Source organism: [Haemophilus] ducreyi (genome assembly GCF_900109315.1).
Lineage (GTDB): Bacteria > Pseudomonadota > Gammaproteobacteria > Enterobacterales > Pasteurellaceae > Haemophilus_B > Haemophilus_B ducreyi.
Genome location: NZ_FOJC01000008.1, coordinates 61,992 through 77,077, shown reverse-complemented (window position 1 = coordinate 77,077; position 15,086 = coordinate 61,992). Strand labels below are relative to the sequence as shown.

The 15,086-nt window shown below is 38.4% G+C and carries 14 protein-coding genes; 11 read left to right on the top strand and 3 right to left on the bottom strand.

The features are described from left to right. Positions 1-116: 116 nt before the first annotated feature. The 11 genes from rsfS to BMX01_RS06575 all read left to right on the top strand — a co-directional run bounded on the left by rsfS (position 117) and on the right by BMX01_RS06575 (position 8,922). Positions 117-431 (top strand): ribosome silencing factor, encoded by a 315-nt coding sequence (rsfS, locus tag BMX01_RS06620; RefSeq protein ID WP_064082449.1) that lies wholly within the window; start codon positions 117-119, stop codon positions 429-431. 40 nt (positions 432-471) lie between these two features. Further along, positions 472-939, top strand: coding sequence for a 23S rRNA (pseudouridine(1915)-N(3))-methyltransferase RlmH (gene rlmH, locus BMX01_RS06615; protein WP_064082450.1), 468 nt, complete (start codon positions 472-474; stop codon positions 937-939). 16 nt (positions 940-955) lie between these two features. Continuing rightward, positions 956-2,917 carry a penicillin-binding protein 2 gene (gene mrdA / locus BMX01_RS06610; protein ID WP_064082451.1) on the top strand — a complete coding sequence of 654 codons (1,962 nt, stop codon included), beginning with the start codon at positions 956-958 and terminating at the stop codon, positions 2,915-2,917. Further along, on the top strand, positions 2,910-4,034 hold the full coding sequence (gene rodA / locus BMX01_RS06605) for a rod shape-determining protein RodA (RefSeq protein WP_064082452.1): 1,125 nt from the start codon (positions 2,910-2,912) through the stop codon (positions 4,032-4,034). Before mrdA ends, rodA begins: the two co-directional genes overlap by 8 nt. A 131-nt stretch (positions 4,035-4,165) precedes the next feature. After that, positions 4,166-4,720 (top strand): septal ring lytic transglycosylase RlpA family protein, encoded by a 555-nt coding sequence (locus tag BMX01_RS06600; RefSeq protein ID WP_064082453.1) that lies wholly within the window; start codon positions 4,166-4,168, stop codon positions 4,718-4,720. A 94-nt stretch (positions 4,721-4,814) separates the two neighbouring features. Next, positions 4,815-5,996: a serine hydrolase gene (locus BMX01_RS06595; RefSeq protein ID WP_064082454.1), complete on the top strand. Its 1,182-nt coding sequence runs from the start codon at positions 4,815-4,817 to the stop codon at positions 5,994-5,996. 115 nt (positions 5,997-6,111) lie between these two features. Next, on the top strand, positions 6,112-6,405 hold the full coding sequence (gene ybeD / locus BMX01_RS06590; RefSeq protein WP_010945745.1) for a DUF493 family protein YbeD: 294 nt from the start codon (positions 6,112-6,114) through the stop codon (positions 6,403-6,405). 41 nt (positions 6,406-6,446) lie between these two features. Then, positions 6,447-6,590, top strand: coding sequence for a hypothetical protein (locus BMX01_RS07865; RefSeq protein ID WP_010945744.1), 144 nt, complete (start codon positions 6,447-6,449; stop codon positions 6,588-6,590). Between the two features lie 22 nt (positions 6,591-6,612). Continuing rightward, positions 6,613-7,287, top strand: a complete 675-nt coding sequence (gene lipB / locus BMX01_RS06585) for a lipoyl(octanoyl) transferase LipB (RefSeq protein WP_064082455.1) — start codon at positions 6,613-6,615, stop codon at positions 7,285-7,287. Positions 7,288-7,381: 94 nt separating this feature from the next. Continuing rightward, positions 7,382-8,374, top strand: coding sequence for a lipoyl synthase (gene lipA, locus BMX01_RS06580; RefSeq protein ID WP_064083371.1), 993 nt, complete (start codon positions 7,382-7,384; stop codon positions 8,372-8,374). A gap of 119 nt (positions 8,375-8,493) precedes the next feature. Next, complete coding sequence (locus tag BMX01_RS06575) at positions 8,494-8,922, top strand: DUF417 family protein (RefSeq protein ID WP_064082457.1); 429 nt, start codon at positions 8,494-8,496, stop codon at positions 8,920-8,922. A 104-nt stretch (positions 8,923-9,026) separates the two neighbouring features. On the opposite strand, the gene purL is transcribed toward BMX01_RS06575, so the two are convergent. From purL to hslV, 3 genes are all read right to left on the bottom strand, one after another. Further along, entirely contained in the window at positions 9,027-12,923 is a 3,897-nt protein-coding gene (gene purL / locus BMX01_RS06570) for a phosphoribosylformylglycinamidine synthase (protein WP_064082458.1), read from the bottom strand. A gap of 189 nt (positions 12,924-13,112) precedes the next feature. Next, positions 13,113-14,438 carry an HslU--HslV peptidase ATPase subunit gene (hslU, locus tag BMX01_RS06565; RefSeq protein WP_172592913.1) on the bottom strand — a complete coding sequence of 442 codons (1,326 nt, stop codon included), beginning with the start codon at positions 14,436-14,438 and terminating at the stop codon, positions 13,113-13,115. Positions 14,439-14,521: 83 nt separating this feature from the next. Then, positions 14,522-15,043: an ATP-dependent protease subunit HslV gene (gene hslV, locus BMX01_RS06560; RefSeq protein ID WP_010945739.1), complete on the bottom strand. Its 522-nt coding sequence runs from the start codon at positions 15,041-15,043 to the stop codon at positions 14,522-14,524. Positions 15,044-15,086 lie beyond the last annotated feature (43 nt).

Genomic DNA, 15,086 nt, shown 5'->3' with positions numbered 1-15,086 from the left:
TTTGTAAAAAAATTTGCCAAAATGACCGCTTTCTTTTTGCTTTTCTTCGATTGTGAAAAAATTATGCTAAAATTTGCGCATTATACTTTTAAATAACTTAACTAAGAGAAATTAACGTGGAACAACATGTAATCGAATTTTTAACAACAACTTTAGATGATTTAAAAGCTCAAGATATTTTAGCCATTGATGTTCGTGGTAAATCAAGTATTACTGATACAATGATTATTGCTACCGGTACTTCAGTACGACACGTTTCTTCTACGGCTGAGCGGTTGATTATAGAAGCAAAAAAAGCCGGTGTTGGGGTTTTAGGTGAAGAAGGTCGAGCTGTGGCGGATTGGGTGGTGGTCGATTTTGGGCAGGCGATAGTGCATTTATTACAAGCCGATGCACGTGAGCTTTATCAGCTAGAAAAACTTTGGCGTTAACAGTTAAAGCACGAGAGTTACTTTTTCTAGGCTTATTAAGATGAAAATACAACTGATCGCGGTCGGCACAAAAATGCCAGTATGGGTGAAAAACGGCTTTGAGGAATATCAGCGCCGTTTCCCAAAAGATATGCCGTTTGAATTAATTGAAATTGCCGCAGGTAAACGAGGTAAAAATGCGGATATTAAACGTATTCTCGAACAAGAAGGCAAAGCAATGTTGGAGGCAGCGGGTAGAGCGAAGATAGTTAGTTTGGATATTCCAGGTAAACCTTGGACTACTGAACAATTAGCAACACAGTTAGAAAGTTGGAAAAGTGACGGGCGAGATATTTGCCTATTAATTGGTGGCCATGAGGGGCTTTCTACAGAATGTAAGCAAGCTGCTGAACAAAGTTGGTCGCTTTCCCCCTTAACATTACCTCATTCATTAGTGCGTGTGATTGTGGCGGAGAGTTTATATCGAGCTTGGTCGTTAACCACTAATCACCCTTATCATCGAGAATAGTGGGCAACGAGAGAGTATGTTGGGTAAATTGACTGCCACTCGAATACTGCAAAAAGTGCGGGATACTAAAGCAGAAAGTAATCTGTTTGCACGTCGCGCATTGATTGCTTTTTTCTTTGTTTTAGGATTAACCAGTGTATTAATCACCAACCTTTACCACTTGCAGGTTATTCATTATGAAGATTATCAAACACGTTCAGACGGTAATCGAATTAAATTATTGCCTGTACCGCCTACGCGTGGCTTGATTTATGATCGTAATGGCAAAGTATTAGCTGAAAATATCACTTATTTTGGTTTGTATATTATTCCTGAGAAAACTACCGATATTACACAGACTTTACTTGAGTTAAAGGAAATTGTCGGGCTAACCGATGAAGATATAGAAGCGTTCTATAAAGAGAAAAAACGCACCTCACGTTATTCCCCTATTTTATTAAAAGGTAACTTAAGCGAAGAACAGATAGCGCGCTTTGCGGTTAATCAATACCGCTTCCCGAGTTTAGATGTGCTAGCATACTATAAACGTAATTATCCATACGCTGAAACGCTAACACATGTTTTAGGTTATGTAGCTAAGATTAATGAAAAAGATAAGAAAAAGCTTGAAAAAGAGGGGAAGTTTGGCAATTACGCCGGTTCGTATGATATTGGTAAATTAGGTATTGAGAAATACTATGAAGACCAATTGCATGGTCAAACTGGTTTTGAAGAAGTTGAAATTAATAATCGTGGCAAAGTCATTCGTAAGTTACGTGATCAAGCTGGTGTCGCAGGAAGCAGTATTCGGTTGAGTATTGATGTTGAATTGCAACAATACATTCAATGTGTGTTGGAGACCCAAAAAGGGTCAGTTGTGGTGCTTGATCCGCGTGATAGTAGTATTTTAGCGATGGTTACTAACCCTAGCTATGATAATAATTTGTTTGTTGGCGGTGTGTCGGGAGCGGATTATAAGAGATTGCTTGAAGATCCGGCGCGTCCACTTTATAGCCGTGCAACGCAAGGCGCTTATCCGCCCGCGTCAACGGTCAAGCCATTTTATGCGGTAATGGGCTTAGCTGAAGGCAAAATTACGCCCTATACCACGGTATATGATCCTGGTTTTTGGATTTTTCCTGGCTCAACGCAACGCTATCGAGATTGGAAAAAAGGCGGGCATGGCTCAATTAATGTTAATAAGGCAATCGCTGAATCTTCTGATACTTTTTTTTATCAGCTAGCTTATGATACCGGCATTGATAAAATGGCAGAGTGGATGGCTAAATTTGGCTTTGGGCAGAAAACGGGAATTGATTTGTTTGAGGAATCTTCAGGCGTTTATCCAAACCGAACGTGGAAGCAGAAGCGGTATAAAAAGGCTTGGGTGCAAGGCGATACTATTCCGGTCGGTATTGGGCAAGGCTATTGGATTGCGACTCCGTTACAATTAGCTAAGGCGATGGCCATTTTAATTAATAATGGCCGTGTAAATACACCGCATTTAATGCTAGAAATTATTGATAGCGATAAAACAGAAGCCTATAAAGATCCTGTGCTTTATGATGATATTAGAGGCGTACCAAAGCGCTTTTGGCAAGTTGCAAAACTAGGTATGTATAATGTGATTAATTCACCAAATGGTACAGGTAAAAAAGCGGGCGGTTCTTTTTATCAAGCCGCGGGTAAAAGTGGTACAGCTCAAGTATTTAACCTTAATGGTGCAAAATATAATAAAGATACATTGAAAAAAGAGTTACATGACCATGCTTGGTTTATTAGTTATGCTCCTTATGAAGATCCTAAAGTAGCGGTCGCGATTATCTTAGAAAATGCAGGTGGCGGTGGTGCTAATGCGGCACCGGTTGCTCGACAAATTATGGATTTTGCCTTAACGCATACTTTTAAACAACATTCAGACAATGTAGCTCAACCCGTTCAAACCATAGAAAAAACACAACCGCTTGAGCGAAAAAAGGATAAAGTGAGTAATGAATAGAGCTGTCAAAAAAGTTTTTTGGAAGATTTTTTCGCTTGATTTATGGTTATTATTAGGGCTGTTAGCCATTACGGGCTATGGTTTATTGGTGCTATATAGTGCTAGTGGTGCCAGTGAAAAAATATTCACTAACCGAGTGATTCAGATTTCATTAGGATTAGTGGTTATGTTGTTTATGGCAATGATTCCCCCACGCTTTTATGAACGTATTTCTCCTTATCTTTATCTGGTTTGCATTGTGATGTTGGTATTGGTCGACTTAGTCGGCGAAACAAGTAAAGGCGCACAGCGTTGGCTGAATCTTGGATTTATCCGCTTTCAGCCTTCGGAAATTGCGAAATTAGCTGTGCCGTTAATGGTCGCAACTTATTTAGGTGCAAGATCATTACCTCCAAGTTTGAAAGATACGTTTATTGCATTGATGATTATTATATTTCCAACTTTGTTAGTCGCTGCACAACCTGATTTGGGAACTGCAATCTTAGTGTGTGCTGCTGGTATTTTTGTGCTTTTTTTAGCTGGATTAAGTTGGAAATTAATTAGTATTGGTGGCGTTTCTTTAGCAGCATTTATTCCTGTTATGTGGTTTTTTTTGATGCACGATTACCAAAAAACACGGGTAATGACGTTAATTGATTCTGAAAAAGACCCGCTAGGGGCTGGGTATCATATTATTCAATCCAAAATTGCGATTGGCTCCGGTGGATTACATGGTAAAGGTTGGATGGAGGGAACGCAATCGCAACTTGAGTTTTTACCAGAACCGCATACCGACTTTATTTTCGCCGTATTAGGTGAGGAACACGGTATGATGGGCGTACTAATTTTATTAGTGATCTATTTATTTATTATTGCTCGGGGCTTAGTTATTGGTGCTAAAGCAAATTCTGCTTTTGGTCGCCTTATTTCGGGCGGTACAGCATTGTTATTTTTTGTTTATGTTTTTGTAAACATTGGCATGGTAAGTGGTATTTTACCGGTAGTTGGTGTACCCTTACCGCTCTTTAGTTATGGCGGAACTTCTTACGTGACGCTGATGGCTGCTTTTGGATTAATGATGTCGTCTTATGTACATCGTAAAAGTATGCAAAGCAGTAATCCATATAGTAGACTTTAATCTTTCTGGTTTTTATCGAAAGCAAGAACTTTTGTTTTTTAGTGGTATCAAAAGAAAGATAAATAGCCATTACTGTGATAAAGGCGTAAAACACATCGTTACAGATATACGATATCTAATGAGGAAAACTTATGCGATTACGTAAAATGGTAACCCTGTTGTTAGCTGGATTCTTAACCTTCGGAACATTGAATTCTGTTGCAACGACCAAAGACGTAAAAAATACAGAAGTAAAAAAATTAACCGCTTCTGAAATAGATAAAAAAGAAATACTTAAAGTAAAACGAACAATTGCTTTAAAAAAAGCGAACAATAAATCGCTGAAAGAACAGCATAAAAATAGCTTGCGTAGCCATTATCAATCGGGTATTGCTAGTTATTATGGTGATCAATTTAATGGTCGTTTAACCGCTAATGGTGAGCGGTTTAGTAATAATGAAATGACAGCAGCCCATAAAATATTACCGTTTGGCACGTTACTTGAAGTGACTAATGTGCGTAATGGACGTTCGGTTATTGTGAGAGTGAATGATCGTGGGCCTTATTATGGATCACGTATTGTTGACTTATCTAAAGCGGCAGCTATTGAGCTTGGAATGAAAAGAGCGGGGCTGGCGAAAGTGAAATTAGCGGTCCTTAATAAAAATAAAAAAGGTAATAATACTTCTGTTAATGAAGATATTTAGCTTAATCCGCTTATGTGAGGTTAATTAGGGTTTATTGAATATCAATAAGCCCTTACTTGTATTATCTGTCATTTTTTAAAACGTTGGATTTTGTATGAAGAAAAGATTATTTACATCAATCAGCCTTGTTGCATTAGCTTTTTCCCACTCAGCAGTGGCAGTAGATGCAAGTGTTGAATTTGGTATTTCAGCACCACAATTAAATGCGCAAACTTATGTGTTAATGGACTATAACTCTGGTGCGGTATTAGCAAGTTTAAATCCTCAACAACGTCAACATCCTGCATCATTAACTAAAATGATGACGAGTTATGTTGTCGGTGATGCGATTAAACAAGGTAAAGTAAAAAACAGTGATATGGTCACAGTAAGTGAAAATGCTTGGGCTCGAAAATTTCCGGGTTCATCATTAATGTTTTTAGACTTAAATACCCAAGTGTCTGTAGCCGATTTAATGCGAGGCTTAATTATTGTTTCAGGTAATGACGCTGCGGTTGCATTAGCGGAACATACTTCAGGTTCGCAACAAGAGTTTATTGATCAAATGAATAAATTTGGTCAACAGTTTGGTTTGAAAAATACGCATTTTACAACGGTACATGGTCTAGATGAAGAGAGTCAATATTCATCCGCTTTAGATATGGCTATTATTGGTGCTCATGTTATTCGTGATCAGCCAGAAGAATATAAAATCTACTCTGAAAAAGAATTTAAATATAATATTAAAAAACCGCAACCGAATCGTAATGGCTTATTATGGGATAAAACGATGAATGTGGACGGTATGAAAACCGGTCACACTAATCAAGCGGGCTATAATTTAGTTGCATCAGCTACTGATAGTAATACGCGTTTGATTTCTGTCGTGATGGGCGTGCCAACTTATAAAGGTCGTGAAGTTGAAAGTAAAAAGTTATTACAATGGGGCTTTGCTAATTTCGAGACGGTTAAATCATTGCCTGCGGGTCAAACTGTTTCAGAACAAGGCATTTACTATGGTGAAAGCAATAAAGTTCAACTTGGTACGTTAACGGATGGTTTTGTCACGATTCCTAAAGGCAAAACAACAGATTTGAAAGTTCGCTATGAGTTAACACCTAAACATTTAGAAGCGCCATTAACTAAAGGTCAAGTTGTGGGGAAAGTGATTTATCAATTAGACAGTAAAGATATTGCGGTACACGATTTGCAAGTATTACAAGAAGTGAAAGAAACGGGGCTTTTAGGCAAAATATGGGATTGGTTAGCATTAACCGTAAAAAGTTTATTTGACTAGTATTACAGGCTTGTAATATAAAATCATTCCCATATTTGAATGAATAAAAAAGCGGTGTGATTTTGTGCAACTTTTGTCAAATTACACTGCTTAGCATTAGTAAAAGGAGAAAAATATGCCTCAAGCGATTAATTTGAAAGATTTACCACAAGCTAAACTAAAAGATTTATTAGAGTTTCCTTGTGCATTTACTTTTAAAGTTGTTGGTATTCATCGAGAAGATTTAGTGGAAGATGTCGTTGCGATAACGCAAGTTCACGCTAAAGGGGATTGTAATCCACGTCAACAGCGGAGTTCGAAAGGGACTTATAATTCTGTTTCAATTGATATTATTGCAGAGCATATTGATCAAATTGAAACACTTTATCTAGAATTAGCTAAAATTACCGGGGTTAGGATGGTACTTTAGTTAATGATCAATATTATCAACCGATATGGAGAAATAGAAAAATGAAAAAAATAGTATGTATAGTAATTATTGTGTTGGCTTTATTTTTATTTGTAAAACCAGCGGTACAAAATTTTATAGAAGAAGATCAATGTTTAGATTTTGGCGGTAGTTACAATCAACAAACAAAAATGTGTGAAAAATAATTAATATAGCTAACCATATTTCATGAACCATTTAATTATCCGCCAACTTGGCATACAACCTTATGAGAAAATCTGGCATCAAATGCAAGATTTTACTGATCAGCGTGATGAACATAGTGCTGATGAGATTTGGCTTGTTCAGCATCCAGCTGTATTTACACAAGGTTCAACGGGTAAATCTGAGCATTTGCTTACTTCAAGCCATATTCCTGTCGTGCAGACCGATCGGGGGGGGCAAATAACCTATCATGGAGAAGGTCAGCAAATAATGTATGTGTTGATTGATATTAAACGCCTCAAAGCGCAAGGCAAAGATATTTCAGTCAGAGAATTAGTTACCGCTTTAGAACAATGTGTGGTCAGAACGTTGGCAAATTATGGTATTGAAGGATATCCAAAACCTGATGCACCGGGGGTTTATATTGAGGGGAAAAAAATTTGTTCATTAGGGTTACGTATTCGTAAAGGGTGTTCATTTCATGGGTTAGCCTTTAACGTCAATATGGATTTAACGCCGTTCAGTCATATTAACCCTTGTGGTTATGCGGGCTTAGAAATGACCCAACTAAAAGATTATATCAGTGAAGATAATGCTCAATGTAAATTGGTTGCTTCAAAATTAGTTGCTCACTTTTGCAACATTTTTGGATATAATAGCCAACAAATTACTAATAAATCAGAAATTCAAGCCGTATAGGCTTGTTTTTGAATGAGTGCAAAAAGATATAAAAATAACCGCTTATAGACGCATATTCGCGTCTTAAATTTTTTATAAGAGTAATAAAAAGAGAATGACAACAGCAATCGGTAAAAAACCAACTAAATTAGAACCATTTAAAATGGAACGCGGTGTAAAATATCGTGATGCGGCAAAAACTTCAGTGATTCAAGTCAGGAATATTGACCCAGACCAAGAATTATTGAAAAAACCTGAGTGGATGAAAATCAAGTTACCGACTAATTCAGCGAAAATTGATAGCATTAAATATGGTATGCGTCGCCACGGTTTACATTCAGTTTGTGAAGAAGCATCTTGTCCAAATTTACATGAATGTTTTAATCATGGTACTGCCACTTTTATGATTATGGGCGCAATTTGTACTCGTCGTTGTCCGTTTTGTGATGTTGCGCATGGTAAGCCATTACCACTTGATCCCGATGAACCTCGTAAAGTTGCCGAAACAGTGCAAGATATGAAATTAAAATACGTGGTAATTACGTCGGTCGATCGTGATGATTTGGCCGATCGTGGTGCAGCACATTTTGCGGCTACAGTGCGAGAAATTAAAGCATTAAATCCTGAATGCAAAGTCGAGATTTTGGTCCCGGATTTTCGTGGTCGAGTAGAACAAGCGGTTGCTATTTTGAAACAAAATCCGCCCGATGTATTTAATCATAATTTAGAAAATGTGCCACGTTTATATCGCGAAATTCGCCCGGGAGCGGATTATAAATGGTCATTAGAATTGCTTAAAATTTTCAAACAAGAGTTCCCTAATATTCCTACTAAATCAGGCTTAATGGTTGGATTGGGCGAAACAAACGAAGAAATTTTAGCGGTTATGCAAGATTTACGTGATCATGGGGTGACGATGTTGACCGTTGGTCAATATTTACAACCAAGCCGTCATCATTTAAGAGTAGAACGTTATGTTCCGCCTGCTGAATTTGAAATGTTTCGCAGTGAAGCTGAAAAAATGGGATTTGAACACGCTGCTTGCGGTCCATTTGTTCGTTCTTCTTATCATGCAGATTTACAAGCGAAAGGCGAGCTGGTTAAATAATAATCTTAAAAAGCATAAAAGCCCTCTACTAGATAGAGGGCTTTTTTAATTTTTACGTAAGGCATTGCTTGTTTAATTGTCTTTATCTATATAATGAATTATTTTGATTAGGAGACATTATGCATAATTTAATTGTACGCTTTCAAAAATCTGAATGGGATATGCTTATTTTACGCTTAACGATTTTTGTAGTATTTATCATTTTTGGCATATTTAAATGGTTTGATTTTGAAGTAGAGGCTTTAAAACCAATTATTGCAAACAGTTGGTTAAGTTTTCTGTATGATTGGTTAGGATTTCATGGCGCTAGTTATTTACTAGGTGTTGTGGAAGGTATAACTTATTTGAGTTTATTATTTGGTATTTCAAGACCTAAATTAGGTATTGTTGGAGCTTTAGGGACCTTAGTAACAGGTATAGTTACCTTAAGTTTACTGCCGCAATTAGGTTTTAACTCTTTTATTTTTAAAGATATTTTACTTATTGGTGGTGGTTTAGTCTTACTGAAATATGATTTAAATCGAGCGTTTCCTTTAGTAGATAAATAAGTACAAGCGGTCATATATACCAAGTATTCCATGTTCTTGGGTGAAAATGGAATACTTGTTTTTTTATATGTTGGTTACCCTAATAGGAGGTAACCTAACCTATTTTACTTCAATGCGAATCGTGCATTTCTAAATAATCGCATCCAAGCCCCATCTTCGTGCCAATCTTCAGGGTACCAAGAGTTTGATACAGCTCGATAAACACGCTCTGGGTGTGGCATCATAATAGCGACACGACCATCTAAATTTGAGATAGCGGTGATGCCGTCCACTGAACCATTTGGATTGGCTGGATAGACTTCTGTTGGATGACCATTGTTATCAATATATTGAGCGATAACTAAATTTTGTGCTTTTAAGCCAGCTAATTGTTCAGCCGATTTAAACTCAACTTGCCCTTCCCCGTGTGATACGGCTATTGGCATATATGAGCCTGCCATGCCATTAAACCAAGCCGAATGAGTGTCATTGATTTTGACTAATCCTACACGGGCTTCAAAGCGTTCAGATTTATTACGGACGAAACGAGGCCAATTTTCTGTGCCCGGGATAATTTCAGCTAGATTAGACACCATCTGGCATCCATTACATACCCCTAAGGCAAGTGTATTTGGATTGGCGAAGAATTGGCTAAATTGTTCTCGTAACATTGGATTGAATAAAATAGATTTTGCCCAACCACCACCTGCGCCTAGTACATCACCATATGAGAATCCACCGCATGCCACTAAAGCATTGAAATTGGCTAGATGATGGCGTCCTGCCATTAAATCTGACATATGTACGTCAATCGCATTAAAGCCCGCTCGATCAAACGCAGCGGCCATTTCATAATGACTATTTACGCCCTGTTCGCGTAAAATCGCGATTGTTGGTTTGACGCCGGTATTAATAAATGGAGCAGCAATATCTTGATTGACATCGTAAGTTAAGAATGCAGACAAGCCTTTGTTATTTGGATCTTTTTTGGTCGCAAATTCTTGATCGGCACATTCAGGGTTATCACGTAATCGTTGCATTTTGTGGGTTAATTCAGCCCAAATCCCGCGTAATTCAGAACGTTTTTCATTGAGAATTTTTAGATTGCCTCGGCTAATAATGAAGCGATCGTCAGCATAAACATTACCTAAGTCTTTAGTTAAACCAAGTAAATTGTGCTCGGTTAAGATTTCACGTACGCGGTGAAGATCGGTATCTTTTACTTGAATGACAGCGCCTAATTCTTCATTAAATAACACGGCTAGATCGTTATCACCAAGTGCGGCAATATCTATTTCTACGCCACAATTGCCAGCAAATGCCATTTCAGCAATCGTGGTAATTAAACCACCGTCTGAACGGTCGTGGTAAGCCAGTAATTTATCTTCAGCTACTAATGTTTGCATTGCATTGTAGAAATTTTTCAGCTGAGCAACATTTACTACATCGGCGGGTTTATCGCCTAATTGTTTATAAACTTGTGCCAATGCGGTAGCACCTAAGCGGTTATTTCCTTCCCCTAAGTCAATTAAAAATAAACTAGATAAGCCCTTATCTGTGCGTAATTGTGGAGTAACGGTTTTACGGACATCTTCAACCCGAGCAAAAGCGGAAATAACCAAAGAAAGCGGTGCGGTAACAGCTTTTTGTTCGCCATTTTCTTGCCAAGTGGTACGCATTGACATTGAATCTTTACCGACTGGAATCGTTAAATCTAACGCTGGGCAAAGCTCTTCACCTACCGCTTTGACCGCTTCATACAAGCCAGCATCCTCACCAGTATGGCCGGTAGCGGACATCCAGTTTGCTGATAATTTAATACGTTTAATATCACCTATATAGGTACCAGCTATATTGGTGATCGATTCTGCGACCGCTAAGCGTGCAGATGCAGCAAAATCTAATAATGCAACCGGTGCTCTTTCGCCCATTGTCATTGCTTCACCGTGATAACTGTCTAATGACGCAGTCGTTACCGCAACATCTGAAACCGGGATTTGCCAAGGCCCTACCATTTGATCGCGTGCGACCATACCTGTAACAGAGCGGTCTCCAATAGTGATCAAAAACGTTTTTTCTGCTACGACAGGCAGGCGTAATACTCGATGAAACGCTTCTTTTAGTTGAATTGGTTGCTGATCAAGCGGTGGATTTTTAACGCTTTTTGATGAAACATCACGGTGCATTTTAGGTGTTTTACCTAATAATACATTCATTGGTAAATCAATAGGCTTGTTCGCAAAATGTTGGTCAGCTAAGGTTAAGTGTTCTTCTTCTGTAGCTTCACCGATAATGGCATAAGGTGCGCGTTCTCGTTGACAGAGCGCTTCAAAGGTTGCTAATTTATCAGTGGCAACGGCTAATACATAACGCTCTTGCGATTCATTACACCAAATTTCAAGCGGTGACATTCCCTTTTCATCACATAAGATTTTACGTAAATCAAATTTGCCACCACGGCCACCGTCGTGAACTAATTCTGGCATAGCATTGGATAAACCACCGGCACCGACATCGTGTATGAAGGCAATCGGATTATCTTCACCAAGTTGCCAACAACGGTCGATAACTTCTTGACAACGACGTTCCATCTCGGGATTTTCACGTTGTACGGACGCAAAGTCTAAATCTTCTTTAGACTTACCAGAGGTCATTGATGAAGCAGCACCACCACCTAAGCCGATGTTCATCGCTGGTCCACCTAATACAATTAGTTTGGCACCCACTGGAATTTCACCTTTTTGTACATGTTCCGCACGAATGTTGCCGATACCTCCTGCTAGCATAATTGGTTTGTGGTAACCTCTTACTTCTTCGCCTGCAAAACTATTTACTTTTTCTTCGTAAGTCCGGAAATAACCTAATAACGCGGGGCGACCAAATTCATTATTAAATGCGGCACCACCTAATGGACCTTCTAGCATAATATCTAATGCAGAAGCAATGTGAGTGGGTTTTGACAGATCATTTTCCCACGGTTGTTTAAAATCTGGGATCACAAGGTTAGAAACGGAAAAGCCAGTTAAGCCCGCTTTAGGTTTTGCGCCTCGTCCTGTTGCTCCTTCATCACGAATTTCACCGCCTGAACCGGTAGCCGCTCCAGGGAAAGGAGAAATAGCGGTTGGGTGATTATGGGTTTCTACTTTCATTAGAATGTGTGCATCTTCTTGGTGAGCACGATATTGACCATCTTCATCAGGGAACCAACGACCAACTTTTGAACCTTCCATTACGGCTGCATTATCTTTATAGGCAGATAATACGTGTTCTGGTGTTTTTTCGAAGGTGTTTTTAATCATTTTAAACAATGATTTGCTCTGTTTTTGACCGTCGATTTTCCAATCAGCATTGAAGATTTTATGGCGACAATGCTCAGAGTTTGCTTGAGCAAACATATATAATTCAATGTCATTTGGATTACGCTTTAATGCGGTGAAATTTTCCACTAAATAGTCAATTTCATCATCAGCTAAGGCAAGACCTAAATTCTGGTTGGCTTCAACTAATGCTTGGCGGCCGCCGGTTAAAATATCAATGGTAGTAAAAGGTTTAGCTTCTTGTTGAGCAAAAAGATCGGTTGCTTGTGATGAGTGGTCTAATACTGTTTCAAGCATACGATCGTGTAACAACCCTTTTAATGTTTCCATTTGTGTATCTGTTGGTTGTTCATAAAACTCAAAATAATAAGCTAAACCACGTTCAATACGATTAATGGTCGTTAAACCACAATTATGTGCAATATCAGTTGCTTTTGAAGACCAACTAGAAATAGTGCCTATGCGAGGCGTGACAATTAAGCAAATGCCATTAGGTTCGTGTTCGGTAAGTGTTGGACCATAGTGTAATAACTCTTGGAGTTCTGCATTTTCATGGTCAGTAAGCGGCCTATTTAAATCAACAAAGTGCATATATTCAGCATAAACTGTGTTGATTGAAAGGTTATGTTGGTGCAGTTTTTGTTTGAGTTGATTTAAACGAAATTCAGAGAGGGCTGGAGAGCCACGAAAAGTTTTTACAGTCATTGTTAATTCCGTAGTGGATAAATAAAAAAATTAGTGGCTATTATAACGGATCAAGCAAACGATTGCATTGCAAAAATGCAAGAAAAATACCGCTTATTTAGCAAAAATTGGCTTTTTTAATCGCATAAAAAACCGCAATAAAAATTGCGGTTAATCTTGTTACTGTCGTACAGTCAAATATTGGGAAAATTATAAAATAAAGCGACTTAAATCTTCGTTTTCAACTACATCATTTAAAGCCGTTGCCACATATTTTTCATCAATCACAATGTGTTCACCCGCGCGTTCATTAGCATCAAACGAAATACCATCCATTAAACGCTCTAATACGGTATGTAAACGACGAGCACCAGTGTTTTCAGTTTTTTCGTTGACTCGGAAAGCAGATTCGGCTATTTTACTAATAGCATCTTGGGTAAACTCAATCGTAACACCTTCTGTTTTCATTAGTTCTCGATATTGCAAGGTTAATGAAGCATTCGGTTCAGTTAAAATACGTTCAAAATCAGCTTTGGTAAGCGATTTTAATTCAACGCGAATAGGTAAACGGCCTTGTAATTCGGGTAATAAATCAGATGGGCGAGCGATTTGGAATGCCCCAGAACAGATAAATAAAATATGATCGGTTTTAACCATACCATATTTGGTATTGACGGTTGAGCCTTCAATAATGGGTAATAAATCACGCTGAACACCTTCACGCGATACATCGCCACCAGAATTACCGCTTTTTTTACAGATTTTATCAATCTCATCAATGAAAACGATGCCGTGTTGTTCAACGGCTTCAATGGCTTGTTGTTTAAGTTCTTCCTGATTAACTAATTTTGCCGCTTCTTCATCTAACATTACTTTTAACGCATCTTTAATTTTCATTTTGCGTTTTTGGGTTTTATTAGGTGACATTCCTTCAAATAAGGATTGAAGTTGCGAAGTCATCTCTTCCATACCGGGTGGTGTCATAATTTCAACATTGACTTGAGAGGCGACATCAATATCAATTTCTTTGTCATCTAAACTGCCTTCACGTAATTTTTTGCGGAAAATTTGACGGGTTGAGGCATTATCGGTTTCTTGAACGTTGCCCCACTGATCTTTCGCAGGTGGCAATAATACGTCTAAAATACGATCTTCTGCTGCATCTTGTGCGCGTATACGATTTTTTTCGACCGCTTGTTCTTTAACTAACTTCATCGAAACTTCAGTTAAATCTTTAATAATAGAATCGACTTCCTTGCCAACATACCCCACTTCCGTGAATTTGGTGGCTTCTACTTTAATGAATGGTGCTTGAGCTAATTTCGCTAAACGGCGAGCGATTTCTGTTTTACCAACCCCGGTTGGCCCGATCATGAGAATATTTTTGGGCGTAACTTCTTGGCGTAAATCTTCCGATAATTGCATACGACGCCAGCGGTTACGTAATGCAATGGCGACAGCACGTTTAGCTTCAGTTTGGCCGATAATATGAGCATCTAATTCCGACACAATTTCACGAGGAGTTATTGACATAATTTTGATCCTAGCTGATAACATTCGTTGTTACGAATGGTGAAAAATTAAAGACATGGGGTAATAACCGATGCCATTATAAAAAGTTAGACTTCTTCGATAACATGATTGTGATTTGAGTAAATATCAATATCACCCGCAATTTTGAGCGCTTCTGCAACGATCTGTTTAGCGGTTAAATTATTTTCAGTGCGTAATAATGCTAATGCTGCAGATTTTGCGAAATTACCACCAGATCCGATGGCTAACACGTCTTGTTCTGGTTCAATTACATCGCCGGAGCCAGATACAAGTAAAAATTCTGATTCATTAGCGACAATCATCATGGCTTCTAATTTACGTAAAGCGCGCTCTGTACGCCATTCTTTAGCCAGTTCAACGGCTGATTTAACTAAATGGCCTTGGTGTAGCTCTAATTTTTTCTCGAATAGATCACGTAAAATAAAGGCATCGGCAGTAGAGCCAGCAAAACCGGTAATGACTTTATCTTTGTATAAGCGCCGAACTTTGCGTACTGTGCCTTTTTCTACGCAATTGCCTAATGTTGCTTGTCCATCGCCACCAATAGCCACTTTGCCATCTTTGCGAACACATACGATAGTTGTCATGTTAAATCCTTCTTTTAGCATTTTAGCAAAAACAGAATAATAT

Excerpts from the sequence above, each read along its gene's own strand:
- BMX01_RS06595 (WP_064082454.1), top strand. The coding sequence starts at position 4,815 with ATGAAGAAAAGATTATTTACATCAATCAGCCTTGTTGCATTAGCTTTT.
- ybeD (WP_010945745.1), top strand. The coding sequence starts at position 6,112 with ATGCCTCAAGCGATTAATTTGAAAGATTTACCACAAGCTAAACTAAAA.
- BMX01_RS06575 (WP_064082457.1), top strand. The coding sequence starts at position 8,494 with ATGCATAATTTAATTGTACGCTTTCAAAAATCTGAATGGGATATGCTT.
- purL (WP_064082458.1), bottom strand. The coding sequence starts at position 12,923 with ATGACTGTAAAAACTTTTCGTGGCTCTCCAGCCCTCTCTGAATTTCGT.
- rlmH (WP_064082450.1), top strand. The coding sequence starts at position 472 with ATGAAAATACAACTGATCGCGGTCGGCACAAAAATGCCAGTATGGGTG.
- BMX01_RS07865 (WP_010945744.1), top strand. The coding sequence starts at position 6,447 with ATGAAAAAAATAGTATGTATAGTAATTATTGTGTTGGCTTTATTTTTA.
- BMX01_RS06600 (WP_064082453.1), top strand. The coding sequence starts at position 4,166 with ATGCGATTACGTAAAATGGTAACCCTGTTGTTAGCTGGATTCTTAACC.
- hslV (WP_010945739.1), bottom strand. The coding sequence starts at position 15,043 with ATGACAACTATCGTATGTGTTCGCAAAGATGGCAAAGTGGCTATTGGT.
- mrdA (WP_064082451.1), top strand. The coding sequence starts at position 956 with ATGTTGGGTAAATTGACTGCCACTCGAATACTGCAAAAAGTGCGGGAT.
- lipB (WP_064082455.1), top strand. The coding sequence starts at position 6,613 with ATGAACCATTTAATTATCCGCCAACTTGGCATACAACCTTATGAGAAA.
- rodA (WP_064082452.1), top strand. The coding sequence starts at position 2,910 with ATGAATAGAGCTGTCAAAAAAGTTTTTTGGAAGATTTTTTCGCTTGAT.
- lipA (WP_064083371.1), top strand. The coding sequence starts at position 7,382 with ATGACAACAGCAATCGGTAAAAAACCAACTAAATTAGAACCATTTAAA.